Source organism: Bradyrhizobium sp. CCBAU 11361 (genome assembly GCF_028128935.1).
Taxonomy (GTDB): domain Bacteria; phylum Pseudomonadota; class Alphaproteobacteria; order Rhizobiales; family Xanthobacteraceae; genus Bradyrhizobium; species Bradyrhizobium niftali.
Genome location: NZ_LBJZ01000198.1, coordinates 168,473 through 190,583 on the forward strand (window position 1 = coordinate 168,473; position 22,111 = coordinate 190,583).

The 22,111-nt window shown below is 65.5% G+C and carries 22 protein-coding genes and 1 pseudogene; 11 read left to right on the forward strand and 12 right to left on the reverse strand.

Annotated features, from left to right (window positions below; genetic code table 11):
• Window positions 1-193 precede the first annotated feature (193 nt).
• Window positions 194-610, forward strand: coding sequence for a hypothetical protein (locus XI08_RS40635; RefSeq protein WP_027546929.1), 417 nt, complete (start codon window positions 194-196; stop codon window positions 608-610).
• Window positions 611-620: 10 nt separating this feature from the next.
• On the opposite strand, the gene XI08_RS40640 is transcribed toward XI08_RS40635, so the two are convergent.
• Together XI08_RS40640 and XI08_RS40645 are read right to left on the reverse strand one after the other, a co-directional pair.
• The gene (locus tag XI08_RS40640) at window positions 621-1,364 is read right to left on the reverse strand and encodes an IclR family transcriptional regulator (protein WP_271578745.1); all 744 of its coding nucleotides are present in this window, start codon (window positions 1,362-1,364) and stop codon (window positions 621-623) included.
• Window positions 1,365-1,401: 37 nt separating this feature from the next.
• The gene (locus XI08_RS40645) at window positions 1,402-2,253 is read right to left on the reverse strand and encodes an HpcH/HpaI aldolase/citrate lyase family protein (protein ID WP_271578746.1); all 852 of its coding nucleotides are present in this window, start codon (window positions 2,251-2,253) and stop codon (window positions 1,402-1,404) included.
• Between the two features lie 168 nt (window positions 2,254-2,421).
• Between XI08_RS40645 and XI08_RS40650 the strand changes: the two genes are divergently transcribed.
• Both XI08_RS40650 and flgL read left to right on the forward strand, forming a co-directional pair.
• The gene (locus XI08_RS40650) at window positions 2,422-3,588 is read left to right on the forward strand and encodes an acyl-CoA dehydrogenase family protein (protein ID WP_271578747.1); all 1,167 of its coding nucleotides are present in this window, start codon (window positions 2,422-2,424) and stop codon (window positions 3,586-3,588) included.
• A 49-nt stretch (window positions 3,589-3,637) separates the two neighbouring features.
• A pseudogene (gene flgL, locus XI08_RS40655) lies at window positions 3,638-3,737 on the forward strand (flagellin); the annotation flags it as partial.
• Here the strand turns inward: flgL and XI08_RS40660 are convergent.
• Both XI08_RS40660 and upp read right to left on the reverse strand, forming a co-directional pair.
• Entirely contained in the window at window positions 3,736-5,337 is a 1,602-nt protein-coding gene (locus tag XI08_RS40660) for an AMP-binding protein (RefSeq protein ID WP_271578748.1), read from the reverse strand. The pseudogene flgL and the gene XI08_RS40660 sit on opposite strands and share 2 nt — an antisense overlap.
• A 33-nt stretch (window positions 5,338-5,370) precedes the next feature.
• A complete protein-coding gene (gene upp, locus XI08_RS40665) occupies window positions 5,371-6,006 on the reverse strand; it encodes a uracil phosphoribosyltransferase (protein ID WP_271578749.1) in 636 nt (211 codons plus the stop codon).
• Between the two features lie 27 nt (window positions 6,007-6,033).
• On the opposite strand from upp, the gene XI08_RS40670 reads away from it, so the two are divergent.
• Window positions 6,034-6,216, forward strand: coding sequence for a hypothetical protein (locus XI08_RS40670; RefSeq protein ID WP_271578750.1), 183 nt, complete (start codon window positions 6,034-6,036; stop codon window positions 6,214-6,216).
• A gap of 3 nt (window positions 6,217-6,219) precedes the next feature.
• Here the strand turns inward: XI08_RS40670 and XI08_RS40675 are convergent, their stop codons facing one another.
• The 7 genes from XI08_RS40675 to XI08_RS40705 form a co-directional block, all read right to left on the reverse strand.
• Window positions 6,220-6,348: a hypothetical protein gene (locus tag XI08_RS40675; RefSeq protein WP_271578751.1), complete on the reverse strand. Its 129-nt coding sequence runs from the start codon at window positions 6,346-6,348 to the stop codon at window positions 6,220-6,222.
• Window positions 6,349-6,438: 90 nt separating this feature from the next.
• Window positions 6,439-6,822 (reverse strand): hypothetical protein, encoded by a 384-nt coding sequence (locus XI08_RS40680; protein WP_271578752.1) that lies wholly within the window; start codon window positions 6,820-6,822, stop codon window positions 6,439-6,441.
• A 33-nt stretch (window positions 6,823-6,855) separates the two neighbouring features.
• Window positions 6,856-7,044: a hypothetical protein gene (locus tag XI08_RS40685; protein WP_271578753.1), complete on the reverse strand. Its 189-nt coding sequence runs from the start codon at window positions 7,042-7,044 to the stop codon at window positions 6,856-6,858.
• Window positions 7,045-7,173: 129 nt separating this feature from the next.
• Window positions 7,174-8,091 (reverse strand): 4-hydroxy-tetrahydrodipicolinate synthase, encoded by a 918-nt coding sequence (gene dapA, locus XI08_RS40690; RefSeq protein ID WP_271578754.1) that lies wholly within the window; start codon window positions 8,089-8,091, stop codon window positions 7,174-7,176.
• A 24-nt stretch (window positions 8,092-8,115) separates the two neighbouring features.
• On the reverse strand, window positions 8,116-8,364 hold the full coding sequence (locus XI08_RS40695) for a hypothetical protein (protein ID WP_271578755.1): 249 nt from the start codon (window positions 8,362-8,364) through the stop codon (window positions 8,116-8,118).
• Between the two features lie 132 nt (window positions 8,365-8,496).
• Entirely contained in the window at window positions 8,497-8,757 is a 261-nt protein-coding gene (locus XI08_RS40700; protein ID WP_271578756.1) for a hypothetical protein, read from the reverse strand.
• A 40-nt stretch (window positions 8,758-8,797) separates the two neighbouring features.
• The gene (locus tag XI08_RS40705; RefSeq protein ID WP_271578757.1) at window positions 8,798-9,265 is read right to left on the reverse strand and encodes a hypothetical protein; all 468 of its coding nucleotides are present in this window, start codon (window positions 9,263-9,265) and stop codon (window positions 8,798-8,800) included.
• 457 nt (window positions 9,266-9,722) lie between these two features.
• Between XI08_RS40705 and XI08_RS40710 the strand changes: the two genes are divergently transcribed.
• The 6 genes from XI08_RS40710 to XI08_RS40735 all read left to right on the forward strand — a co-directional run bounded on the left by XI08_RS40710 (window position 9,723) and on the right by XI08_RS40735 (window position 18,048).
• The gene (locus XI08_RS40710; protein ID WP_049823729.1) at window positions 9,723-9,812 is read left to right on the forward strand and encodes a K(+)-transporting ATPase subunit F; all 90 of its coding nucleotides are present in this window, start codon (window positions 9,723-9,725) and stop codon (window positions 9,810-9,812) included.
• Window positions 9,813-9,923: 111 nt separating this feature from the next.
• Window positions 9,924-11,627: a potassium-transporting ATPase subunit KdpA gene (kdpA, locus tag XI08_RS40715; protein ID WP_271578758.1), complete on the forward strand. Its 1,704-nt coding sequence runs from the start codon at window positions 9,924-9,926 to the stop codon at window positions 11,625-11,627.
• A gap of 50 nt (window positions 11,628-11,677) precedes the next feature.
• Window positions 11,678-13,792 (forward strand): potassium-transporting ATPase subunit KdpB, encoded by a 2,115-nt coding sequence (kdpB, locus tag XI08_RS40720; protein ID WP_271578759.1) that lies wholly within the window; start codon window positions 11,678-11,680, stop codon window positions 13,790-13,792.
• Window positions 13,793-13,992: 200 nt separating this feature from the next.
• Entirely contained in the window at window positions 13,993-14,598 is a 606-nt protein-coding gene (locus XI08_RS40725; RefSeq protein WP_271578760.1) for a K(+)-transporting ATPase subunit C, read from the forward strand.
• A 40-nt stretch (window positions 14,599-14,638) separates the two neighbouring features.
• Window positions 14,639-17,362 (forward strand): sensor histidine kinase, encoded by a 2,724-nt coding sequence (locus XI08_RS40730; RefSeq protein ID WP_271578761.1) that lies wholly within the window; start codon window positions 14,639-14,641, stop codon window positions 17,360-17,362.
• Window positions 17,359-18,048, forward strand: coding sequence for a response regulator (locus XI08_RS40735; protein WP_027546913.1), 690 nt, complete (start codon window positions 17,359-17,361; stop codon window positions 18,046-18,048). Before XI08_RS40730 ends, XI08_RS40735 begins: the two co-directional genes overlap by 4 nt.
• Before the next feature lie 285 nt (window positions 18,049-18,333).
• Here the strand turns inward: XI08_RS40735 and ku are convergent, their stop codons facing one another.
• Complete coding sequence (ku, locus tag XI08_RS40740; protein WP_271578762.1) at window positions 18,334-19,218, reverse strand: non-homologous end joining protein Ku; 885 nt, start codon at window positions 19,216-19,218, stop codon at window positions 18,334-18,336.
• A gap of 116 nt (window positions 19,219-19,334) precedes the next feature.
• Between ku and ligD the strand changes: the two genes are divergently transcribed.
• Window positions 19,335-22,010, forward strand: a complete 2,676-nt coding sequence (gene ligD, locus XI08_RS40745; protein ID WP_271578763.1) for a DNA ligase D — start codon at window positions 19,335-19,337, stop codon at window positions 22,008-22,010.
• The last annotated feature ends 101 nt before the right edge of the window (window positions 22,011-22,111 follow it).

The following is a 22,111-nucleotide window of genomic DNA, read 5'->3' on the forward strand; positions in this document are numbered from 1 at the left end:
GCGCTCGACGGCTCTACCAGCGACAAGGTCGCGCCGTAGTTGCGCCGCGCGACCTCTGCTGGAACCGCGGTTTGAAGGCGAGGCCTTTGAATTGCCGGAGTTCCATCGGCGATTGCCCCGTGTTTGGCAACGAACTAACGTCCTGCAGCCATATTTCAGTAAGAGTGATCTCTCCCATGAGGGAGGCGCTCCGATGAACAAAGCTTTGATCACTGCCGTCGTTCTGCTGGCTGGCGTGCCTGCAAGCGCCGCCGCGCAAGAGCGCGCCGGTGCTGCGGCGCTGGGAGCGGTCTCGGGGGCGGTCGTGCTGGGGCCAATCGGTGCCGTCGCAGGCGCGGCGATCGGTTATACCGCCGGACCTGCAATCGCCCGGTCCTGGGGCGTGAGAGATTCACGCTCGGCGAGGCATCGGCAGCCGCCGCGCCGCGAGGCGTATCGCGCAGCCGCCACCGGCGCTCCGCCGCGCGCGCGTGAGGCGATGAATGCCAACGGCCAAATGCGAGCTGCCGGCAATCCGCCGGCTCAGGCCGCGCCTGCGGCGCAGCCTGTTGAAGCGGCTCCGGCTGTGCCGGCGCAGACTTCGGCGCCGCCCATTCAGGGATTCGAATGAAGCTTCGGCTTCAGGCCGCGGTGGTCTTCGGCCGCAGCCGATCGACCGTCCGCGCGATCAGCGCGGCCACCTCGGCGACTTTCGGGCCGATGCGGAATTCGGGCCCGGCGACGACGACGGAGAGCCTGCGGTCGCCGATCGGCAGTGGAATCGCAGCGCCCGCGAGGTCGCGGCTGTAGTCGCCGAAGCTCTGGCAATAGCCGCGCTCGATCGAGATGCGCAGCTCGGCTTCCACCGCGTCGATGCTGATGGGCGTCGACGGGCCGTATTGCTTGAACTCGATCTTGCGATAGACGGAGTCGCGCTCCTCCTGCGAATATTGCAGCAGCAGCGCGCGGCCGCTCGCGGTCGCGTGGATCGGCACGCGGTGGCCGATGGTCGCGAAATAGCGGATCGCGGCCTGGGACTCGACGACGTCGATGAACACCGCCATCACGCCCGCAGGCGCCACGATCGACGCAGTCTCACCGGTCTCGGCCGAGAGATCGGCAATCAGCGTATGCGTCCATGGCGGCAGCGGCTCGACCTCCGAGATCATCCGCGCCATCGCCAGCCAGCGCGGGGTCGGATAGAAGCCGGCGCGCGGCCGCGGCTCATAGAGATAGCCCTTCTCCGACAGCGTCGCGAGCAGGTTGAAGGTCGACGAGCGCGGCCAGCCGAAATGATCGGCGATCTCCGCAAGCGTCGCCGGCTTCCTCACTTGCGCGAAGAATTCCATGATCTCCAGGACGTTTGCGGCTTGGCGAACGATCATGACCCGGTCCCGTCTGTCGCGACGCGTTGCCCTTGATCTACGGCTGGCCGAGGATCTTCTTCGCCGCGCGAAGATGCGGCTTGTCGATCATCTGGCCGTCGAGGCGCAGCGTGCCGGAATCGGGATTGCTCGCGAACGCCGCGATCACCTTCTCTGCCCAGATGCGCTCGGCTTCCGTCGGCTCGAACGCCGCATTGACGACATCGACATGCTTGGGGTGAATCAGCGCCTTCGCGGAAAACCCGTCGCGCCGTGCGGCACGCGTTTCCTGCTCGAGGCCGGCCAAATTGTCGATGTCGGTGTAGACGGTGTCGATCGGCGCGACCTCGGCCGCGGCGGCTGCCATCAGGCAGAGATCGCGCGCGAGGCGATAGGGACTGTGGAACACGCCGCCCGAGGACTTCTCTGTGGCACCCAAAGAGGCGGAAAGATCCTCCGCGCCCCACATCAGGCCGGCGAGGCGAGGGGAGCAGCCCTTGTAGCTGCCGAGCCCGAAGATCGAGCCGGCGGTCTCGGTCGCGACGCAGACGATGCGGGTTGCGCCGACCGTGATGCCGGCCGCAGCTTCCAATGCTTCGAGCCAGGTCGCGACCTGCCGCACGTCGTCGCCGCCTTGCGATTTCGGCAGCACGATGCCGTCGGGCCTGCCCGGCATCACCACGGCGAGATCGGCGAGCGTCATGCCGGTGTCGAGCGCGTTGACGCGGACATAGAGCTGATGCGGCTTGCTGCGCGCCTTCAGCATCGCGAGCGTCAACCCGCGCGCCTCCGCCTTCTTCTCGGGGACGACGGAATCCTCGAGATCGATGATCAGCGCGTCGGCCTTGCCTTCGCTCGCCTTCTCGAATTTGCGCGGGGAATCCCCCGGCACGAACAGCATCGAACGCATCAGACCGGCCTCTTGTGCATCATCGCCATGCGGCGGCGATCTCGTCGTCCCATACATTATTCATAACCTTGACAGATAAATTCACATATATGTACGTTTAGCTCAAGCAGGAAATGGTGCGAGGATCCAGCTGCCAAAGCTGCGCCGCCAGCTAAGGAGATCAACAACATGGATTTCGCGCTCACCGATCAGCAGGAAGCCATTCGCGACGCCATCGCCAAGATCTGTGAAGGCTTTCCCGATGCCTACTGGCTGAAGAAGGACCACGACGGCGGCTTCCCGCACGATTTCCACAAGGCGCTGGCCGACGCCGGCTGGCTCGGCATCTGCGTGCCGGAGGCCTATGGCGGCTCGGGGCTCGGCATCACGGAGGCTGCGATCATGATGCGCACCATCGCCGAATCCGGCGCCGGCATGTCGGGCGCCTCCGCGGTGCACATCAACGTGTTCGGGCTCAATCCCGTCGTCGTGTTCGGCACCGAGGCGCAGCGCAAGCGCATGCTGCCGCCGATGGTGGAGGGCCGCGAGAAGGCGTGCTTCGCCGTCACCGAGCCCAATACCGGCCTCAACACCACCCAGCTCAAGACCCGCGCAGTGGCGCAGAACGACCGCTATATCGTCAACGGCCAGAAGGTGTGGATCTCGACCGCCCAGGTCGCGCACAAGATCCTGCTGCTCGCGCGCACCACGCCGCTGGAAGAGGTGCGCTCGCCCACCCATGGACTGAGCCTGTTCTACACCGATTTCGATCGCAAGAAGATCAAGGTCCACGAGATCGAGAAGATGGGCCGCAAGGTCGTCGATTCCAACGAGCTGTTCTTCGAGGATTTCGAGATTCCGATGGAGGACCGCATCGGCGAAGAGGGCAAGGGCTTCCAGTACATCCTCGAGGGCATGAATCCCGAGCGCATCCTGATCGCGGCGGAAGCCGTCGGCCTCGGCAAGCTCGCGCTGGCGCGCGCGACCGAATACGCCAAGACCCGCGTCGTCTTCAACCGTCCGATCGGCAAGAACCAGGGCATCCAGCATCCGCTCGCGGTGAACTGGGTCGAGCTCGAGGCGGCCTGGCTGATGGTGATGCAGGCGGCCTGGCAATACGACAAGGGCTTGCCCTGCGGCGCTGGGGCGAATGCCGCGAAGTATTTCGCAGGCGAAGCCGGCTACCATGCCTGCGAGCAGGCCGTGATGACCCATGGCGGTTTCGGCTACGCCAAGGAGTTCCACGTCGAGCGTTATCTGCGCGAAGTCCTGATCCCGCGCATCGCCCCGGTCAGCCCGCAGCTTGCGCTCAGCTTCATCGCGGAAAAGGTGCTGGGGCTGGCGAAGTCGTACTAGGCTGAAGCGAGGGCCATTTGCCGCGACGCTGTCGGATGACATCCCCGGCGTCGACGTCACCGCACAGCTCTCGACCCATCAGGCGCAGCTCACCGCGTCCTATTCGGCGATGTCCTGGATTCCTCAGCATGAATCTCGCGAGCTATCTTAACGAGGCGAAGCCTGTTCGGCAGCGATCCGGTCCATCGCCATGGCGCGGAGTCTTGCGCGCTGGATCTTGACGCCGTTGGCGCTGTCGGTGACGGGGAAGGCGTCCACGACGTAGATCCGCGCCGGGACCTTGTAGCCGGCAAGCCGCTCGCGCAGGCGCGCGATCAGCGCTTCCTGCTGCGGCGGCTCATGGTGGGGTTCTTGGGCCGGGATCACGAAGGCGACGCAGCGGGCGTTTCCCTTCAGATCGACCGCGACGACCTGGGCATCGGCAACACCTGTGCAGGACTTGAGCTCGTCCTCGATCTCGCCGGGCGCCACCAGGAAGCCGCCGAGCCGCATCGCATCGCCCGCGCGGGTCTCGTAGACGAAGGAGCCGTCGCCGCGCAGTCGGCCGATATCGCCGGTACGGAAGAAGCCGTCCGCGGTGATCGCATCGCGCGTCGCGTCGGGATTGTTGAAGTAGCCGAGGAAGCGTGACGGTGCACTGATCTCGATCTCGCCGGAGACGCCGGGGGCCACGAGTTCGCCGGTCTCGGTGTCGCGCACGCGGACCTTGGCTTCCGGCGACATCGGCCGGCCGCCGCCCTCGATCCGGTCGGCGAACGCGTCGCTGGCGCGGCCGATCGAGAACAGGGCCTGCACCTCGCTCGAACCGTAGAGGCCGTGCAGCGGCATGCCGCGCGCTTCGGCCTCCGCGGCAAGCTCGCGCCAGCCGGGCTGGAACGCGGCGAAGCCGAACACCTTGGCACGGGGGAAGGGACGGGCCAGGTCGGTGAGGGCGAGGATGCGGCGAAACATCTCGTCGGAGCCGAAGGCGTGCGTGATCTCATGGTCGCCGAGGATCTTCAGCGCCGGCGCGGCTTCGAAGGCGTCGAGCACATGAATGGTCGCGCCCGCTGCGATGAAGCCGAGCAGGCTCGTCATGCCGAAGGTGCCGCAGAACGGCAGCATGGCCAGCAGCGCATGACGTTGCGGCGAGAGTTGGAGCGCCGCGGCGATGGAGGCGGCGTGCGCGGCCAGCGTTCGCTGCGAATGCGCGACCAGCTTTGGCCCCCTGGTCGTGCCTGACGTGGTGTAGAGCAGCACGGGCAGGTCGACGTCATCCTGGGCGGGCGGGGCCGGCGGATAGGACTTGTCGAACGCATCGAACCGCACACAGGGCCAGTGCGCCGGGATCGCATCCGCGCCGACCACCGCAAGCTGTCGCAGCGCGGGCACCTCATCCTTGGCGATATCGGCGAGGATGGCGGCAAAGTCGATCGAGCGGAACGCGGCCTCGACCACCATCAGCTTGGCGCCGGACAAGCGGAGCAGATGGGCGACCTCCGCGCTACGGTAGCGCGTATTGACGGCGGCGACGATCGCGCCGACGCGGGCGGCGGCAAACAGCAGCGCGACCCATTCGATCCGGTTGACCAGCCAGACCGCGACGACGTCGCCCTTGCTTACACCTTGGGCCGCAAGCCAGGCGGCGGTCTGCTCGACCTTCTCCGAGAATTCCGCGCGCGAGACCGGCGTGCCGTCGAACACGAAGGCGGGATCGGCGAAGGTCTCGATCCGGGTCAGCGATTGCAGGGAAAATTCGTTGGGGCTCATGCGCTCCGGAGTAACCCGATCGCGCAAAACTGTCTACTTGGTGCCGAACATCCGGTCGCCGGCATCGCCCAGGCCCGGCACGATATAGCCGTGGTCGTTGAGCCGCTCGTCGATCGCAGCGGTCCAGATCGGCACGTCGGGATGTTCGCTCTGGAACTGCGCGATGCCCTCGGGCGCGGCCAGAAGGCAGACGAAACGGATGTCGCGGGCGCCGCGGTTCTTGAGCAGGGTCGCGCCGGCGCAGGCCGAGTTGCCGGTCGCCAGCATCGGGTCCATCAGGATCACGGTGCGGTCGGACAGGTCCTGCGGCGCCTTGAAGTAATATTCCACGGCCTGCAATGTTTCGGGGTCGCGGTAGAGCCCGATATGGGCGATGCGCGCCGACGGCATCAGCGCCAGCATGCCGTCGAGGAAGCCGACGCCGGCGCGCAGGATCGGCGCCAGCGTGAGCTTCTTGCCGGCGATCTTCGGCGCCTGCATCGATGCGATCGGCGTCTCGATCTCGACCAGCTCCAGCGGCAGGTCGCGCGTTACCTCGTAGCCGAGCAGCATCCCGATCTCGTTCAGGATCTCGCGAAAGCTCTTGGTCGAGCGGTCCTTCTCCCGCATCAGGGAGAGCTTGTGCTGGACCAGAGGGTGGGCGACGACATTGACGCTGCTTGTGCTCATGAAACCGATCTACACGGTTCCGTGATATTGCGCCAGATCGGCCGGGTATTTTCCGCGGGATACCTGGCCTCAAGCCGGCATCGCGACCTCCTTGCGGGCACGGCTGCTTGCCTCGCAGGCAGCCATGGTCAATTCACGCTCAGCGGCCGGCCGATCGAGGTCACGGCGGCGGAACTGGCGCGCCTGATCGAGGTGGAAGCGGAGAGGTGAGGGCTAGACGCCGAACCCCCGCGCGACGAGCGTGATCACGATCGTCAGGATCGCGCCCCAGACCAGGCTCAGCGTCATGGTCAGGATCGTCGTGGTGACCGCGTGCTCGATATTTCCCTTGAGGAGCTGCACGCTATTTGTCCGGGGCGGGCGCAGCGCCGATGCGCATGCCGAGCAGCAATGCCCCCATCAACGCAACCAGGATCGCGATCTTGAGCTCGATCATGTCCGCCGCCTCGCTACGACGAGCGAAAGAAGCCGCTTGGCTCCTTCCACCAGCACGATCAGGGGATTGCCGCGGTTCTCGATGTCGAGCTCGAAGGTCTCGACAGGAAACACCAGCGCGCACCGCGCCGGCGCGCACTGACGGTTGGCGAAATCCACCGCCGAGCTCTTGAACAGGAACACGCCGCCGACGCGTCCGCATGCCTCGCGCGCGACCCAGAGCCCGGCCTCGTTGCGACCGATGAAGAAGGCCGGAATCGAAGCGCTGACGACGTCCGGATCGAGCGGTCTGAGCGCCGTGGAAGGATAGCTTCCGGCCGCCGATGTCGGTCGGCGATGGAGGGCTTGAAAGGGCGATTGCGGCCATGGCGGCCTCCTCACACATTTGCAAAGTCATGATGCCCGCCCCGCCGGTCAGGCGTGGAGATGCCAGACATAGATTGCCGTCCTCAGCGCGATGAGCGCAGTGAGCACGCTGCCCATCGAAAGCACGGTCAGTGCGCGCAGGGCGAAGCGCTTGAGCTGGGCCTTGCGCTCCTTCGCGATCCGCAGCCGTTCGGTTCCATCAAAGGGCCGATCAAAGCAATGTGTCAGCATCGACATCCTGGAAGTCCTTGTCTGTGGTGCGGCGCTGCGGCCGCTCCAATCTGTCTTCCATGATGGCCATCGCTGGGTAGGATTTCGAGATGATCGCCGAGGCCGTCGCATAGGAATGTCATAAGTGCCGGGGGCCTAGGCTCCGACGCTGTCGATCAGCTCCTCGTCGGCGATCGCAGCGAAGGCTCTTGCGACCTCCGCCTGTGCGGCGACGCCCAGCGGCACGATCGGCAGCCTTGTCGCCGGTGACATCAGACCCAGCACGCCGAGAGCGCCCTTGAGCGCGGCCGGGCTGTCCTTGGAGAGACAGGTGATGAGTGGCATGAGGCGCCTGTGCAGGTAGCGCGACGATTGCAGGCGTCCCTGCCTGACCTGTGAGAAGATCGTTCGGCAGAGATCCGGCGCGATGTTGGCGACCTCGGAGATCGCGCCGTCGCCGCCGCTCGCGATGTAGCTGAAGGCGGTGACGTCGTCGCCGGAGAGCAGGCGAAAGCCGGCCGGGAGCAGCCGGGCGAGGCGCATCGGACGGGTGATGTCGCAGCTTCCGTCGCGCAGGCCGACAAATTGGCGCGATTCGACGAGACGCACCAGCGTTTCATCGGCGAGCGGACGAAGCGTGCGGGAGGGAATATCGTGCAGGATCACGGGCAAGCCGGCCGCACCGGCGATGGCCCGGAAATGCGCCAGCATGCCCTCCTGCATCGGCTTGTTGTAGGCCGGCACCACCGCCATCACGGCATCGGCGCCGGCGGCCTCCGCGCGCCGTGCGAGCGCGATAGCCTGGCTGGTTGCGTTCGACATCGCGCCGGCGATGATCCGCACCCGGCCGCGGGCGACGTCCACTGCGGCGCGAATGACCAGCTCCTGCTCGGCCGGGGAGAGCGTCGGCGCCTCACCCGCCGTCTCGCAGACCACGATCGCGGGGACGCCAGCCGCGACCTGGCGCTCGCAGAGCGCGTCGAACGCCTTGAGATCGATTGCGTCCGCCGCGTCGAACGGCGTCGGCAGGTCCGGAATGAAGCCCGTGAACCAGGCTGAGGGAGGAATGAACATGGTGCTTCGCTTGATGGCGCCGGCTCAGGCGGCGCGTTGCGAGATGTTGGCGCTGGGGCTCTTGTCGAGCTCGATCTCGCGCGGCAGCTCGACGATGGTCTCAGGGTGCTGTCCGTTCTCGAACAGCGCATACTTGACGGCCTGGGCACGGCTGACGAACAGGCCGCCATAGAGGCCATTCTGCTCCTGCGCCACCCATTGTCCCCGACGGTTGCGGCCGATGAGGACGATGGTTGAGGTGGAGCTGCACGAGGGAGGTTCGACGAATTTCACGGATGTATTCCTTCTGAACGACGCCGGCGCGGGACGCATGTCCCTGCCTGCGGGCTCAATATCCTGTCTCGCGAATATGATTTCGAGGGCGGGTGCGCGGCGATCTCATAGGAAGGTCATAAAGCCGACCGCTCAGGTCACGTCATTGGCAATGTGGACCAGCGCGAACAGCGCGCCGAAGGCGACAGCTTCGTCCCAATGATTGAGCGCGGCGCCGAACAGCGGTTCGCGCCTGACGAGGCCGGCGAGCGCGCACAGGATGATCGACATCCAGAGCAGAACGACAAGGCTTCGGCCAAAACCGACGCTGCCGAATGCGGCAAAGGCGGCGAGCAGCGCGACGCGGACGGCGAAGCGTGCAATCACGCGCGCCGGGCTCAGCTTGCGCGGCATGTCAGGAGCTTGTGACAAGGTGTGAACCCGTCAGGCTGCTCTAGCCGAAATTCTCGCAGCCGATCGGCTCGTAAAGCGGATCCGGCGCAGGGCGAACGGAGGGAACGCTCGGCCGCGACACGTCCACGGCCAATGCCCGGACCTCGACGAACGCCGACAGCAAGGCCAGCGCGAGATCGGCGTGGCGTGCCTCGACCGCAGCGTCCAGCCAGTCCGGCAGCTCGCGCTCGCGCGAGAGCGCGCAGTGCCACTCGCCCTCGTCATAGGCGATGCGGCGGACCTGCCATAGCGGCAGCTCGAGCTCGATCAGCGCCAGCGCCGCATCGGCCCAGGCTTCAACGTCGATCAGACGCATGATGCGCGTGGTGCGTTCGCTCTCGCCGAGCGAGGGGATGCGCCGGCAGGCGTGATCGATGACGTCGTGCATCAGCGGCCGTGTCATTGCCGGTGCCGCGCGAAGCCGCTGGCTGAGGGAAGGTGGGTCGAGGCGTCGGAGAGCGGCGGTCATGTCAGGCCTCCCGGAGTTGGCGTCGGTCAGTCGGCCGGCGTCTCCAAGATGGCCGGAAGGGCATTTGAAAACGAGATGGGGATCGGGCGAGAGATATAGGGATTTCATAAGTGTGCGGGGGCGGGCGGGGACGCAATGCGTGACGCATCCTCCGCCGTCATCCCGGAGTTTCTGCGCCTTTATGAGATTCCTATAACGTCGCCATAGCCCTCATCTCGAAAACCTATGCCCGTGCTGGCACTTCAGCACGGTCAAAAGTTCCGGCTGGTGCCGCGGAAATCCGTTGTGTTTCCTCACCCGCGCCCGCCGGAGGTCTGAGAAGCGGTTGCGCCGGACACAAGGGCGCAACGAGGAGAATTGCCATGATGGACATTCTGATGCTGGCGCTGGGCTTCGTCTTCTTTGCCCTTGCGATCGGTTACACTTACGCCTGTGAACGGCTGTGACGGAGCACACCATGATCTTCGATTATGCGCTCGCCGGTGCCGTCTCGTTCGGCCTGCTGGCCTATCTCACCTACGCGCTGCTGCGGCCCGAGCGATTCTGACCGTGCTGCTGCTTGTCGAATTTCTGCTGGCTGACGCTGCGCTCGTCGCGGGCCTGCTCGCGATGCTCCTGCCGCTCTTGCGCCGGACACAAAGCCTGAAGGGTTAATGCCATGACTGTGATCGGTTGGCTCCAGATCATTCTTTTCTGCGCGATCATCGTCGCGCTGACCAAGCCGCTCGGCTGGTACATGACGCGCGTGTTCAACGGCGAACGGACGTTTCTGTCGCCGGTGCTGCGTCCCATCGAGGCCGGCATCTACTGGTTCTCCGGCGTCGACGAGAAGCGCGAGCAGCACTGGCTGACCTACACGGTCGCCATGCTGCTGTTCCATGTCGGCGGCTTCCTGATCATCTACGGGGTGATGCGGCTCCAGGCCGTGCTGCCGTTCAATCCGGCCGGGCAGTCGGCGGTTGCGCAGGATCTCTCCTTCAATACCGCGATCTCCTTCATCACCAACACCAACTGGCAGAACTACGGCGGCGAGAGCACGCTGTCCTATCTCGTGCAGATGCTCGGCCTGACGCACCAGAACTTCCTGTCGGCGGCCACCGGCATCGCGCTCGCGGTGGCGCTGATCCGCGGCTTCTCGCGCGCCTCGGTGCGCACGGTCGGCAATTTCTGGGTCGACGTGACGCGCTGTACGCTCTACGTGCTGCTGCCGATCTGCGTCGTCTACACGCTGTTCCTGGTCTGGCAGGGCATGCCGCAGACGCTCGGCGACTACGTCGAGGTCACCACGCTCGAGGGCGCCAAGCAGACCATCGCGGTCGGCCCGGTCGCCTCGCAGGTCGCGATCAAGATGCTCGGCACCAATGGCGGCGGCTTCTTCAACGCCAACGCCGCGCATCCCTTCGAGAACCCGACCGCACTGTCGAACTTCGTGCAGATGCTGTCGATCTTCGCGCTCGGTGCCGCGCTCACCAATGTGTTCGGCCGGATGGTCGGCAACCAGCGCCAGGGCTGGGCGATCCTCGCCGTGATGGGCGTGCTGTTCGTCGCAGGCGTCGCCGTCACCTACTGGGCGGAAGCCAACGGCACCTCGATCATGCACGCGCTGGGCCTGACCGGCGGCAACATGGAAGGCAAGGAAGTCCGCTTCGGCATCGTCGCGTCCTCGCTGTTTGCCGTGATCACCACCGCCGCCTCCTGCGGTGCGGTCAACGCCATGCATGACAGCTTTACCGCGCTCGGCGGCATGATTCCGCTGATCAACATGCAGCTCGGCGAGATCATCGTCGGCGGCGTCGGCGCAGGCCTTTACGGCATGCTGCTGTTCGTCGTGCTTGCGATCTTCGTGGCGGGCCTGATGGTCGGCCGCACGCCGGAATATGTCGGCAAGAAGATCGAGGCGCGCGAGGTCAAGATGGCGATGCTCGCGATCCTGGTGCTGCCGCTGATGTATCTCGGCTGGACCGCGGTCGGCGTGGTCTATCCGGCGGCGGTCGCCTCCATGGCGAATGCCGGTCCGCACGGCTTCACCGAGGTGCTCTATGCCTTCACGTCGGCGACCGGTAACAACGGCTCGGCCTTCGCGGGCCTGACCGGCAACACCCTCTTCTACAACCTCACGCTGGCAAGCGCGATGTTCGTCGGCCGCTTCTTCATGATCGTTCCGGCGATGGCGATCGCGGGCTCGCTCGCCGCCAAGAAATCGATCCCGCCGTCGGCGGGCACCTTCCCGACCACGGGCGGGCTGTTCGTCGGCCTCGTCGTCGGCGTCATCCTGATCATTGGCGGCTTGACGTTCTTCCCGGCCCTTGCGCTCGGCCCCATCGTCGAGCACCTCGCGATGAACGCCGGCCAAGTCTTCTGATCGAAAAGTCTTCTGATCGACAATCTTCCGATTGGTTTGGAGTGACCTCCATGGATACGATGAAACTGCAAAAACGTGCGCCGATGTCGGCGATGCTCGATCCCAAGATCGTGATGCCCGCGATCCGCGCCTCCTTCACCAAGCTCAACCCGCGGCTGATGGTGAAGAACCCCGTGATGTTCGTGGTCGAGATCGTGGCCGCGCTCACCACCGTGATCTTCCTGCGCGACCTCGTCACGGGTGGCGCGAATCTCGGCTTCACCTTCCAGATCATCCTCTGGCTCTGGTTCACCGTGCTGTTTGCGAATTTCGCCGAAGCTGTCGCCGAAGGCCGCGGCAAGGCGCAGGCCGAGTCGCTGCGCAAGACCCGCACCGAGAGCCAGGCCAAGCTGCTCACCGGCGCGGGCCAGGCCTTCAAGCTGGTGCCGGGCACCAGCCTGAAGGTCGGCGATATCGTGCTGGTCGAAGCAGGCGACACCATTCCCTCCGACGGCGAGGTGATCGAGGGCGTTGCCTCCGTCAACGAGGCCGCCATCACCGGCGAATCCGCGCCCGTCATTCGCGAGTCCGGCGGCGACCGCTCGGCGGTCACCGGCGGCACGCAGGTGCTGTCCGACTGGATCCGCGTCCGCATCACGGCCGCGCAGGGCTCGACCTTCATCGATCGCATGATCAAGCTGGTCGAGGGCGCCGAGCGGCAGAAGACGCCGAACGAGATCGCGCTCAACATCCTGCTTGCCGGCCTCACCATCATCTTCGTGTTCGCCACCGTCACCATACCGAGCTATGCGGCTTATGCCGGGGGCTCGATCTCGGTGATCGTACTGGTCGCACTGTTCGTGACGCTGATCCCGACCACGATCGGTGCACTGCTGTCGGCGATCGGCATTGCGGGCATGGATCGCCTGGTGCGCTTCAACGTGCTGGCGATGTCGGGCCGCGCGGTGGAGGCGGCCGGCGACGTCGACACGCTGCTGCTAGACAAGACCGGAACGATCACGCTCGGCAATCGCCAGGCCACGGCGTTCCGTCCGGTGCGCGGCGTGACCGAGCAGGAGCTGGCGGACGCAGCCCAGCTCGCCTCGCTCGCCGACGAGACGCCGGAGGGCCGTTCCATCGTCGTGCTGGCGAAGGAGAAGTATGGCATTCGCGGCCGCGACATGGCCGAGCTGGGGGCCACTTTCATTCCGTTCACGGCGCAGACCCGCATGAGCGGCGTCGATGCCGGCGGCTCGTCGGTGCGCAAGGGCGCGGTCGATGCCATGCTCAGCTATGTCGGCGGCGGTGCGCCGCTGGCGGTTGCTTCGGGCAACACAGCCCGGGCCATCCAGCCGGCGGCGCTGTCGGATCTCGGACGCGAGGTCCAGACCATTGCGGACGACATTGCCAAGGCGGGCGGTACGCCGCTTGCGGTCGCCAGGGACGGCAAGCTGCTCGGCGTCATCCAGCTCAAGGATATCGTCAAGGGCGGCATCCGAGAGCGTTTTGCCGAGCTGCGCCGCATGGGCATCCGCACCATCATGATCACCGGCGACAATCCGATGACGGCGGCGGCGATCGCGGCGGAGGCCGGCGTCGACGACTTCCTGGCGCAGGCAACCCCCGAGGACAAGCTCAAGCTGATCCGCGACGAGCAGGCCAAGGGCAAGCTGGTCGCCATGTGTGGCGACGGCACCAATGACGCGCCGGCGCTCGCGCAGGCCGATGTCGGCGTCGCCATGAACACCGGCACCCAGGCCGCCCGCGAGGCCGGCAACATGGTCGACCTCGACTCCAACCCGACCAAGCTGATCGAGGTGGTCGAGATCGGCAAGCAGCTCCTGATGACGCGCGGTGCGCTGACGACCTTCTCGATCGCCAACGACGTCGCAAAATACTTTGCGATCATCCCGGCGATGTTCTTGGCGTTCTACCCGCAGCTCAACGTTCTCAACGTCATGAACCTGTCGAGCCCGCAGAGCGCGATCCTGTCGGCGATCATCTTCAACGCGCTTGTCATCATCGCGCTGATCCCGCTCGCGCTGAAGGGCGTCGCCTACCGCGCGGTCGGAGCCGGCGCGTTGCTCCGCCGCAACCTGCTGATCTACGGCCTCGGTGGCATCGTCATTCCCTTCATCGGCATCAAGGCGATCGACCTCGTCGTTGTTGCCCTGCATTTGGCTTGAAATGTCAACGCAAGTGACGAGGCGGTCGGGACTGCCAGTCCCTCATCCTGAGGAGCGCGGAACGCGCGTCTCGAAGGATGAAGGCCCGGCTGGTGGCCTCGCCCTTCGAGACGCCGCGCAAGCGCGGCTCCTCAGGGTGAGGGTCTAGCGTCCGGATTGCTTCGCTTCGCTCGCAATGACGGAGAAATAGGAGAAAACATATGCTCAGAGAAATCCGCCCCGCCATCGTGCTTTTGCTGGTGCTCACCGCCATTACGGGCCTGGCCTATCCGCTCGCCATGACCGCCATTGCCGGTGCGATCTTCCCCGCGCAGGCGCAGGGCAGCCTAATCGAAAAGGATGGCAAGGTGGTCGGCTCCGCCCTGATCGGGCAGGAGTTCAAGGACGACAAGTACTTCCACGGCCGCCCCTCGGCGACACTGGCGCCGGACCCGAATGATTCAACCAAGACCGTGTCGGCTCCCTACAACGCCGCCAACTCGGGCGGCTCCAATCTCGGCCCGACCAGCAAGGCGTTGGCCGACCGGCTGAAGGAGGATGTGGACAAGCTGAAGGCCGAGAACCCGAACGCCGCGGTGCCGGTCGACCTCGTCACCACCTCGGCGAGCGGGCTCGACCCCGACATTTCCCCGGAAGCGGCGCAGTTCCAGGTGCCCCGCGTGGCCAAGGCGCGGAAAATATCGGAGGATCAGCTCAGGCAGCTTGTTGCCTCCAACACCCAGGGCCGTCTGCTCGGCCTGCTCGGCGAACCCCGGGTTAACGTTCTTGCCCTGAACCTCGCTCTGGATCGTGCGTCTGCGAAGTAGCGCTCTAGGCCGGGAATATCAGGATGATTATATTGGCCTGATGGTTCAGCAGCGCCGCGATCCCGAACAACGTCCGTCCCCCGAGGCGCTGCTCGAAGCAGCGCGCCGGGAGGAAGGCGCGAGCGGCAAGCTGAAGATCTTCGTCGGCGCCGCGCCCGGCGTCGGCAAGACCTACGAGATGCTGCAAAGCGCCCATGCCAAGCGCAAGGCCGGCATCGACGTCGTGGTCGGCTTCGTCGAGACCCATGGCCGCGCCGAGACCGAGGCACTGGTGCGGGGGCTCGAAGTGGTCCCGCGCAAGAGGCTCGACTACCGCGGCCAGACGATCGAGGAGATGGACCTCGATGCCGTGATCGCGCGCCGGCCGCAAATCGCGCTGGTCGACGAACTCGCCCACACCAACGCCGCCGGTAGCCGCCATCCCAAGCGCTATCTCGACGTCGAAGAGCTGCTCTCCCACGGCATCGACGTCTATACTGCGGTCAACATCCAGCACATCGAGAGCCTGAACGACGTCGTCGCCCAGATCACCCATGTCCGGGTACGCGAGACGGTGCCGGATTCGATCTTCGACCGCGCCGATGCGATCGAGCTGATCGACCTCACGCCCGACGATCTGATCCAGCGGCTGAGGGAGGGCAAGGTCTACGTCCCGAAGCAGGCCGAGCGGGCGCTGGAGCACTACTTCTCGCCGGGCAATCTCACCGCGCTGCGCGAGCTCGCGCTGCGCCGGACGGCCGAGCGGGTCGACGAACAGCTTCTCACCCACATGCAGGCGAACGCCATCGCCGGTCCCTGGGCCGCGGGCGAGCGAATTCTCGTCTGCGTCAGCGAGGATCCGCGCGCCGCTGGCCTCGTGCGGTACACCAAGCGGCTGGCCGACCGGCTGCACGCGCCGTTCACCGCGATCTCGATCGAGACCCGGCGCTCGCTCCAGCTTTCCGACGACGAGCGCGACCGGCTCGCGGACACGCTGCGGCTGGCGGAATCGCTCGGCGGCGAGGCGCTGACCATTCCCGCCGTCGGCCGCCGCATCGCCGACGACGTCGTCAATTTCGCACAAGGCAACAACGTCACGCAGATCGTGATCGGGAAGTCGACGCGCTCGCGGTGGTTCGAATTGACGCGCGGCTCCGTCGTGCATGATCTCGTGCGGAGTGCCGGCAATATCAGCGTTCACGTCATTCCCGGTGACGAGCTCGCGAACGAGCCGGCGCCGAAGACTGCGGTGCAGACCGCGGCACGGTCCGAGCCGTTCGATGTGCTTCCTTATCTGAAGGCGCTCGGGATCACCGCGCTCGGCCTGGCCGCAGCGGTGGCCATCAAGCCGTATTTCGGCATAGAGAACGTCGACCTGATGTTCCTGACCGCGGTGGTTGCCGTGGCCGTCCGCTATGGGTTGTGGCCGTCGCTGCTAGCGAGCGTCGCGGCGTCGCTGGCGTATAACTTCTTCTTCCTGCCGCCGGTCTACACCTTCACCATCACCGATCCAACCAACGTTGCGGCGTTCTTCTTCTTCATGCTGATTGCGTTTGTGGTGTCGAACGTTGCGGGGCGGGTGCGGAGCCAGGCCGACACCGCGATCGGCCGCATCAGGACCACCGAACAGCTATATGCGTTCAGCCGCAAGCTCACGGGCACCGGCACGCTGGACGACGTGCTCTGGGCAACCGCCTATCAGACCGCCCTGATGCTGAAGGTTCGCGTGGTCCTGCTGCTGCCGGAGGAAGGGCTGCTCACGGTGAAGTCCGGCTATCCGCCCGAGGACCAGATCGACCAGGCCGACCTCGCCGCCGCCAACTGGGCCTGGAGCAACGATCGACCCGCCGGCCGCGGCTCGGATACGCTGCCGGGTGCAAAACGCCTGTTCCTGCCGATGCGCACGGGACGCGGCCCGATCGGGGTGATCGGCATCGACAACGATCGCACCGGCCCGCTGCTGACGCCGGACCAGCGCCGGCTGTTCGACGCGCTGGTCGACCAGGGCGCGCTCGCGATCGAGCGCGTGCTGCTGGTCGAGGACATGGACCGCGTCAAGCGCACCGTCGAATCCGAGCGGCTGCGCTCGGCGCTGCTGACGTCGATCTCGCATGATTTGAAGACGCCGCTAGCTTCCGTGTTGGGGGCGGCCTCCACCATGCGCGATCTGGCCGGCGCGCTGTCCGACACCGAGAAGCGCGACCTGCTGGCGACCGTGATCGACGAATCCGAGCGGCTCAACCGTTTCATCGCCAATCTGCTCGACATGACGAAACTCGAATCCGGCGCCATCGTGCCCAATACGGCGCTGCACGATCTCGGCGAGATCGTCGGCAGCGCGCTCCGGCGGGCAGCCAAGATCCTGACCGCGCACAAGGTGGAGCTGGTGCTGGCCGCCGATCTGCCGATGCTCCAGCTCGACGCCGTACTGTTCGAGCAGGTGCTGTTCAACCTGCTCGACAACGCCGCGAAGTATTCGCCGGCAGAGACGACGATCTCCATCAAGAGCCAGCGCGAGCGGGATCAAGTGGTGCTCCAGATCGCCGACGAGGGGAGCGGTATTCCGCCGGACGAGGTCGAGAGCGTGTTCGACAAGTTCTATCGCGTGCAGAAGGGCGATCACGTCCGTCCCGGCACCGGGCTCGGCCTCGCCATTTCCCGTGGTTTCGTCGAGGCAATGCACGGCACGATCTCGGCCGCCAACCGCAGCGACCGGAGCGGCGCGGTCCTCACCATCCGTCTGCCCGTTCCGGCACAGACCCACGCATTGGACACCGCCGCATGAGTGCCGCCCCGATCAAGGTTCTGGTCATCGACGACGAACCCCCGATCCGCAAATTGCTGCGGATGGGACTGACGACGCAGGGCTATGAGATCCTGGAAGCGTCAAACGGCAAGATTGCGCTGGAAAAGCTTGCTGAAGAGCCGGCACTGATCATCCTCGACCTCGGCCTGCCCGACATCCAGGGGCACGAGCTGCTCCGCACCATCCGGGCTCGCAACGAGGCCGTGCCGATCGTGGTGCTGTCGAGCCGGGGCGACGAGGCCGGCAAGGTGCAGGCGCTCGATCTCGGTGCCGACGACTATTTGACCAAGCCGTTCGGCATGGACGAGCTGTTGGCGCGTCTTCGCGCCGCGCTGCGGCACCAGCTCCAGGTCCAGGGCGAGCGCCCGGTGTTTCGCACCGGCGACCTCTCCGTTGATCTCGTCCGCCGCATCGTCAAGGTCGGCGAGCGCGAGGTGAAATTGTCGCCGAAGGAGTACGATCTCTTGCGCGTGCTGGTCCAGCACGCCGGCAAGGTGCTGACCCACCGCTTCCTGCTCAAGGAGCTCTGGGACGAGCTGACCGACGCGCAATATCTGCGCGTGTATGTCCGCCAGCTCCGCCAGAAGATCGAAGCCGATCCGGAACGTCCGCAATATGTGCTGACGGAGACGGGGATCGGGTACCGCTTGAAGGCGGGGGATTAGGCGGTCGCCTCGTCAGCATCGAGCGCTGGCTTGAGGTACACTCGTCATGGCCGGGCTTGACCCGGCCATCCACGCCTTGACGCGGGGCACGAAGAACGTGGATGCCCGGGCCTTCGCCTCGCCGAAGCGGCTTCGGCCGCGCAGGCGGGTCAAGCTCGGGCATGACGACTGAGGTTGTGGCGCGAGCCTGCATCGACACCGTCATTGCGAGCGCAGCGAAGCAATCCAGACTGCCTCCGCGGCAAGGCTCTGGATTGCTTCGCTGCGCTCGCAATGACCGAGCAATTAGCTCGCCTTGCGATGCCGCGCCGCGGACCTCTGCGTCTTCTTCGCGCTGCGATGCTGTCCCGTCGTCCGCCGCCCATGCGGCTTGGCCGACATCCGTCCTCCGCCGCGCCCCTTCAGGCTCTGCTTCAGCGCATCCATCAGGCTGACCACATTGCTCGGCCGCTCCTCCGACTCCGGCAGCTCGATTGTCTTGCCGCTCGCCTTCCGCTTCACCAGCGCCTTCAGCGCGGTCTCGTACTCGTCCTTGAACTTGCTCGGATCGAAATGCGCAGCCTTGGTGTGCAGGATGTGACCGGCGAGCTCGACCATGTCCTTGGTGATCTTCGGGCTCTTGATGTCGTCGAAGAACTGGTCCTCGTCGCGGAGCTCATAAGGGAAGCGCAGCGTGGTGCCGAGCAGGCCCTTGCCGAGCGGCTCGATCGCGATGATGTGCTCGCGGTTGGTAAGCACGATTTTTGCGAGCGCCACGCGCTCCTCGTCCTTCATGGCATCGCGGATCACGGCGAAGGCGTCGAGCGCGGCCTTGCCGTCAGGGGCGACGTAATAGGGGTGATTGAGATAGCGCCTGTCGATCTCGTCCCGGGGGACGAAGCTCTCGATATCGATGGTGTGGTTGCTCTTGATCTGGACCGCCTCGAGCTCATCCTTCTCGATCTCGACATATTTGCCCTTGCGCAGCTCGTAGCCGCGGGCCTTCTCGCCATCTTCGACGACGTCGCCGGTTTCCGAATCGATCATTTGCTGCTTGAGGCGATTGCGGGTCTCGCGGTTGATCATGTGAAACCGGGTCTTCTCGGCGGTGGTCGTTGCGGGATAGAGCACGACCGGGCAACTGACCAGCGACAGCTTCAACGTTCCCTTCCAATAGGCGCGGGGGGCCATTCCATTCTCCAGCGTTTTCAAGGCATTTTGGAACTCCAACCGGCCCGTCGGGTTTTGGTTCCGGGTGGGACTTTTGACGTGATAGGCTTGAAGCCGAAAGTGATGCGGGACCGGTCGTGCTGCGAAAACTCTCCACCTATCGACAGAAGCGGGACTTCGAGAAAACGCCCGAGCCCTCCGGCGAGGCCGCGGTAGCCTCCTCGAAACAGCGGCGCTTCGTGATCCAGAAGCATGACGCCACCCGGCTGCATTACGATTTCCGGCTCGAGTTCGACGGCGTCTTCAAGTCCTGGGCGGTGACGAAGGGGCCCTCGCTCGATCCGCACGACAAGCGGCTGGCGGTCGAGGTCGAGGACCATCCGCTCGACTATGGCGATTTCGAAGGAACGATTCCGGAAGGGCAATATGGCGGCGGCACGGTCATGTTGTGGGACCGCGGTACCTGGGAGGCCGAGGACCCCGAACGTGGCTTCAAGAAAGGTGACCTGAAGTTCACGCTGCACGGCGAGAAGCTGCACGGAAGCTGGGTGCTGGTCCGCATGCGCAATGATCGCGATGGCGGCAAGCGTACCAACTGGCTGCTGATCAAGCATCGCGACGAATATGCCCGCGAGGGCGAGGACATCCTTGCCGAGGACAAGTCGGTCGCCTCCGGCCGCGCAATGGCGCAGATCGCCGAAGGCAAGGGCCGCGCGCCAAAGCCGTTCATGCTGGCGAAGGGTACCAAGAGCAAGGCCGATGCGGTGTGGCAGTCCAACCGCGTCGAGGAGACGAAGGGGCGGACCGTCGCGCCGGCGCCACGCGCGGCGTTGAAGGGCGGCAAGGTCGTAAACAAGGCCCCAAGGAAGAGAGCCACGACCGCTACGAATGCCAAAACGGTCTCGGAGATGCCGGATTTCGTTGCGCCGCAGCTCTGCACGCCGGTCGAGCATCCGCCGGCCGGCGACGGCTGGTGCCACGAGATCAAGTTCGACGGCTACCGCGTGCAGCTCCGCATCGAGGACGGCAACGCGACGCTGAAGACTCGCAAGGGTCTCGACTGGACCGACAAGTTCGCCTCCATTGCGAAGGAGGCGAACGCGCTGCCGGAGGCCATGATCGACGGCGAGATCGTCGCGCTCGACCACAACGACGCGCCGAACTTCTCTTCGCTCCAGGCCGCGCTGTCGGATGGCAAGACCGAGGACCTCACCTTCTTTGCCTTCGATCTCCTGTTCGCCGAAGGCCACGACTATCGTCGCCTTCCGCTCGGGGAGCGCAAGGCGCGGCTCAGGGAATTGCTGGAGCAGCGCAGGCAGAAATCGAACCAGATCCGCTATGTCGAGCATTTCGAGAGCGGCGGCGACGCCGTGCTGCAATCGGCCTGCAAGCTCGAGCTTGAAGGCATCGTATCGAAGAAGCTGGACGCGCCGTACCGGTCGGGGCGGACGGAGAGCTGGACCAAGGCCAAATGCCGGGCCGGCCATGAGGTCGTGATCGGCGGCTGGAAGACGACGGCGGGGAAATTCCGCTCGCTGATGGCCGGTGTGCATCGTGGCGATCACCTCGCCTTCGTCGGCATGGTCGGTACAGGCTTTGGCGCCGATAAGGTCAAGCGCATCATGCCGCTCCTGAAGGAGGCGGCGTCGAACGACAGCCCCTTCGGCGGCAAGAACGCGCCGAAGAAGACGCGGGACGTGCACTGGCTGAAGCCTGAACTCGTCGCGGAGATCGAGTTCGCCGGCTTCACCGCCGACGGCAACATTCGTCAGGCCGCTTTCAAGGGGCTGCGGCAGGACAAGCCGGCCGAGGAGGTCGAGGCGGAAACGCCCGCCAAAACCGAGCTCGCCAGGCCTTCTGCCGGAAAGCGCGCTCCGGTGAAGCCCGGAAAGAAGAAAGATGCCGCCGCCGAGGTCATGGGCGTCGTGATTTCGAAGCCGGACAAGGAGCTGTGGCCGGATGGCGGCGACGGCGAAGGCGTTACGAAGCTTGATCTCGCGCGCTATTTCGAGGCGGTCGGCGGCTGGATGATCGCGCACCTGAAAGGGCGCCCCTGCTCGATCCTGCGCGCGCCCGACGGCATCGGCGGCGAGACATTCTTCCAGCGCCATGCCATGCAGGGTACCTCGAACCTGCTCGAGCTCGCCAAGGTTTCCGGCGATCGCAAGCCGTATTTGCAGATCGATCGCGTCGAGGGACTTGCCGCGGTCGCGCAGATCGGCGGCCTCGAGCTGCATCCCTGGAATTGCGCGCCTGATGCCTATGACACGCCGGGCCGGCTGGTGTTCGATCTCGATCCTGCGCCGGATGTCGAATTCGCCGACGTCGTCGAGGCCGCGAAGGAGATGCGGCAGCGGCTCGCCGACGTCGGCATGGACAGCTTCTGCAAGACCACCGGCGGCAAGGGCATTCACGTGGTGGTGCCGCTGCTCCACGGCGCGCGCGACAAGGTCAGCTGGAAGGAGGCCAAGGCGTTCGCGCAAGGTGTCTGCCAGTGGATGGCGGATGACGATCCCGAGCGCTATCTGCTCAACATGTCCAAGAAGCTGCGCAACGGAAAGATCTTTCTGGACTATCTGCGCAACGATCGCCTGTCGACGGCGGTGGCGCCGCTATCGCCCCGTGCCCGCGACGGCGCGACAGTGTCGATGCCGGTGACCTGGGCGCAGGTGAAGGGCGATCTCGATCCGAAGCGATATACCGTGCGGACGGTGCCGGGGCTGCTGGCGCGTTCGAAAGCGTGGGAGGGCTATGACGATGCGGCCGCGTCGATCAAGGCCGCGATGAAGAAGCTGGCGGGGAAGGTGAAGTAGTAGTGAAGTAGGGTGGGCAAAGCGAAGCGTGCCCACCATCTTTTTCCATCGCCACGAAGGGGTGGGCACGGCGCATTGCGCCTTTGCCCACCCTACGAAGT

What these genes read in the sequence shown, in the direction of transcription:
- XI08_RS40685 (WP_271578753.1), bottom strand. Translation starts at nt 7,044, where the DNA reads ATGTCGATGCTGACACATTGCTTTGATCGGCCCTTTGATGGAACCGAA.
- XI08_RS40635 (WP_027546929.1), top strand. Translation starts at nt 194, where the DNA reads ATGAACAAAGCTTTGATCACTGCCGTCGTTCTGCTGGCTGGCGTGCCT.
- XI08_RS40660 (WP_271578748.1), bottom strand. Translation starts at nt 5,337, where the DNA reads ATGAGCCCCAACGAATTTTCCCTGCAATCGCTGACCCGGATCGAGACC.
- upp (WP_271578749.1), bottom strand. Translation starts at nt 6,006, where the DNA reads ATGAGCACAAGCAGCGTCAATGTCGTCGCCCACCCTCTGGTCCAGCAC.
- XI08_RS40735 (WP_027546913.1), top strand. Translation starts at nt 17,359, where the DNA reads ATGAGTGCCGCCCCGATCAAGGTTCTGGTCATCGACGACGAACCCCCG.
- dapA (WP_271578754.1), bottom strand. Translation starts at nt 8,091, where the DNA reads ATGTTCATTCCTCCCTCAGCCTGGTTCACGGGCTTCATTCCGGACCTG.
- XI08_RS40650 (WP_271578747.1), top strand. Translation starts at nt 2,422, where the DNA reads ATGGATTTCGCGCTCACCGATCAGCAGGAAGCCATTCGCGACGCCATC.
- XI08_RS40705 (WP_271578757.1), bottom strand. Translation starts at nt 9,265, where the DNA reads ATGACCGCCGCTCTCCGACGCCTCGACCCACCTTCCCTCAGCCAGCGG.
- XI08_RS40710 (WP_049823729.1), top strand. Translation starts at nt 9,723, where the DNA reads ATGATCTTCGATTATGCGCTCGCCGGTGCCGTCTCGTTCGGCCTGCTG.
- kdpA (WP_271578758.1), top strand. Translation starts at nt 9,924, where the DNA reads ATGACTGTGATCGGTTGGCTCCAGATCATTCTTTTCTGCGCGATCATC.
- XI08_RS40640 (WP_271578745.1), bottom strand. Translation starts at nt 1,364, where the DNA reads ATGATCGTTCGCCAAGCCGCAAACGTCCTGGAGATCATGGAATTCTTC.
- XI08_RS40725 (WP_271578760.1), top strand. Translation starts at nt 13,993, where the DNA reads ATGCTCAGAGAAATCCGCCCCGCCATCGTGCTTTTGCTGGTGCTCACC.
- kdpB (WP_271578759.1), top strand. Translation starts at nt 11,678, where the DNA reads ATGGATACGATGAAACTGCAAAAACGTGCGCCGATGTCGGCGATGCTC.
- ku (WP_271578762.1), bottom strand. Translation starts at nt 19,218, where the DNA reads ATGGCCCCCCGCGCCTATTGGAAGGGAACGTTGAAGCTGTCGCTGGTC.
- XI08_RS40730 (WP_271578761.1), top strand. Translation starts at nt 14,639, where the DNA reads ATGGTTCAGCAGCGCCGCGATCCCGAACAACGTCCGTCCCCCGAGGCG.
- XI08_RS40700 (WP_271578756.1), bottom strand. Translation starts at nt 8,757, where the DNA reads ATGCCGCGCAAGCTGAGCCCGGCGCGCGTGATTGCACGCTTCGCCGTC.
- XI08_RS40645 (WP_271578746.1), bottom strand. Translation starts at nt 2,253, where the DNA reads ATGCGTTCGATGCTGTTCGTGCCGGGGGATTCCCCGCGCAAATTCGAG.